This is a genomic window from Collinsella sp. AF15-51 (assembly GCF_003462845.1).
Lineage (GTDB): Bacteria > Actinomycetota > Coriobacteriia > Coriobacteriales > Coriobacteriaceae > Collinsella.
Window position 1 is genome coordinate 100,910 of record NZ_QRYG01000007.1, and the last position, 2,445, is coordinate 103,354.

1 protein-coding gene is annotated in these 2,445 nt (G+C 49.2%); it reads left to right on the forward strand.

The features are described from left to right. Nucleotides 1-147: 147 nt before the first annotated feature. A complete protein-coding gene (locus DWW51_RS05180) occupies nt 148-1,776 on the forward strand; it encodes an ABC transporter ATP-binding protein (RefSeq protein ID WP_117564924.1) in 1,629 nt (542 codons plus the stop codon). Nucleotides 1,777-2,445: the final 669 nt, after the last annotated feature.

Here is a 2,445-nt window from a genome sequence, read left to right on the forward strand (position 1 = left end):
ATTCCGACTCTCTTGTAGGAAGAGCTTGAGATCGTATTGGCCCAAGGCAATCTTAAAGCAGTCTCATTGGCAAATCTTCGCTCCTGTTGTGTTGAGGTGTAAGGTATCAGTGATTGATGTTTTGTGGCGGGTAGATTGGGGCCTTCCTTGATTCGATGCGTTCTCTCGAGGTTCATCAGAGCAAAAGGGGCTTTCGTCTTCATTGCTATCACGGTGATTGGAACCGCTCTCTCCTATGCCATGCCATACGTGAACGGGAAATTCTTAGATTTTCTTCTCGGTAACCGCAGCGAAAGAGACGCCGTACTCTTCGCGCTCCTGGTTGCGTCAATAGGAGTTTTCTCCACCCTCTTTACTTATTTTGCAGGAACACTTTCCATTCGCATAACCACGAGACTTTCCTTTGATCTTCTCAGGGAGGCCGTCTTGCGTTTTGAAAGAGACGATTACTTGGTGAGTCGGACCATCGATCCAGCCTATACAACGCAACGGATTATTTCCGACTCCAGCGTGGTCTCATCCTTCGTTTTGGCGAATTTTATCAGTGCGCCGCTGTCCATTGTAGCCATTCCCATCGTATTGCTTATCATATGGTCAATTGATTCAACTCTCGCGGTGTTTTCCATCATTCTCCTCATCGTGTATTTCTGTGTAATTACTGGGTTGAGGAAACTTTTGTATAGGGTCACGTATGAGAAGAAAGAGGCGGACAGCGCCTTTTACGCCGCAATTGCATCGCAGCTTAATCAGATTCTCAACATTCAACTGACATCTTCGTACGGCAAGAGCGAACAAGCGCTCGACGCTGGCTTTAAGAGCTATTTTCCCAAAGTTTTGCGCTCCGGAAAGCTATCATATTCTCTGACATCGCTCGATGGTCTTTTCGCAGCGTTGTTTCAAGCGGTGATACTTGTTGTTTCCGGAGTACGAATCATTAACGGAACTATGTCAATAGGCGAGTACACTATCATCGGTACATACTTCGCGGTTCTCTTTAAGACTTTGAAAAGTATGATGTCATTGTTCAAATCCTATCAAGATGCCAAAGCATCATGGGATAGGACGGCTATCGCGACGAGAGAAAAGGAGAGATCGGGGTGGAATCGGACCGATTTAGCTAAACTCGATGAAATAAATGACATTTCGGTATCTGATTTGGAATTCTCGGTTGCCCTTCCAGACGGATCTGTCCGAGAGGTCCTCGGCGGGTTTTCTTTCAAGTTTTCCGGTCCTGGTACATATTGCATAGTTGGGGAAAACGGAAGAGGCAAGACGTCACTTCTTTACTTGATGCTCGGGCTATACTCATCGAAAGGCAAAGTAAAATACAACGGCGTGCCAATCGAAGAATGCGACTTGGATTACATACGTGCGAGAGAGATATCGTGCTGCCCACAGTCGTGCTTCGCGCCGGACGAAACGGTGAAAGAGCTGTTAGAGTATTTCGACACGCCCTTTTCTTCCTATCACCGGGGTGTAGATGGCCTACTTTCGCTGGAAAACAGCGTGAAGGAGTTGCTCGGGAAACGTTGCTCCGCGCTTTCGGGCGGTGAGCTGCGCCGAGTGTACTTATGGTCGGCGATTTCACGCAAGTCGTCAGTTTTGGTACTCGACGAGCCCACGACTGGGTTAGACGCTGTAAGCCGCGCCGAGCTTGCGGCCTATGTTAAGCGCAACAAGCAAAGCCAGCTGATCATCGTTGTCTCTCACGATGACGAGATGGTCGGCGCGGTAGAAGGGGTAGTGGATTTAGGCAGCATGTACCAGGGTAAATGATGACAAGTGTAGTGCTACCCAACTGGCAGAGATAACAAAAAGGCGATGCAGATGCACGTAGCATTCAGGCGGTTCGGACTCGGTGCCTTCACGCCATCGCAACGCTTTCAGATATAGTTCTCGTTCTCTTACTAAAGGAAACTTTAGTCTACGTCATCTTGTCGAGACAGAGGTGAAGCGAAGTGTTGTCGCGACGTATCTTATTCCAGGTGGCTCAGTATCAGCGTGAGAATCGCACCAAAGTGTACTTACGATTCTCGTGTCCCACGGACAACATGAGCTGAGCATTGAGGTTCCACCCTTTGCTGCAACTACACGGGGTTGGACGGCAATGAATATGCCGGGCCGCATACCACGCGCAGCGGGGGTCCATGTCCCAGTATGTTGCCTACAGCAGCCTCGATGTCCACGCACACATCATCTCTGCCTTCGCGTTCAATCCATTTGCCGGAGAGTGCGAGGGTTGCCAGGCCGTAGAATTCGAGCCGAACAAATGAAATGCGGTATCAGCGCATAGGATTAAACTGACGATTGCTTTGCACTGAGAATACGCTTGGAAAGCCGCTATGGGTGGCGGCCCGGGTTAAATAGAGAAGCCCGTCCGATCACTTTCATGTGAACTGCCTCCCATTTCTTGGACATGAGAAATGGGAGGCTTTCTTTATGCGC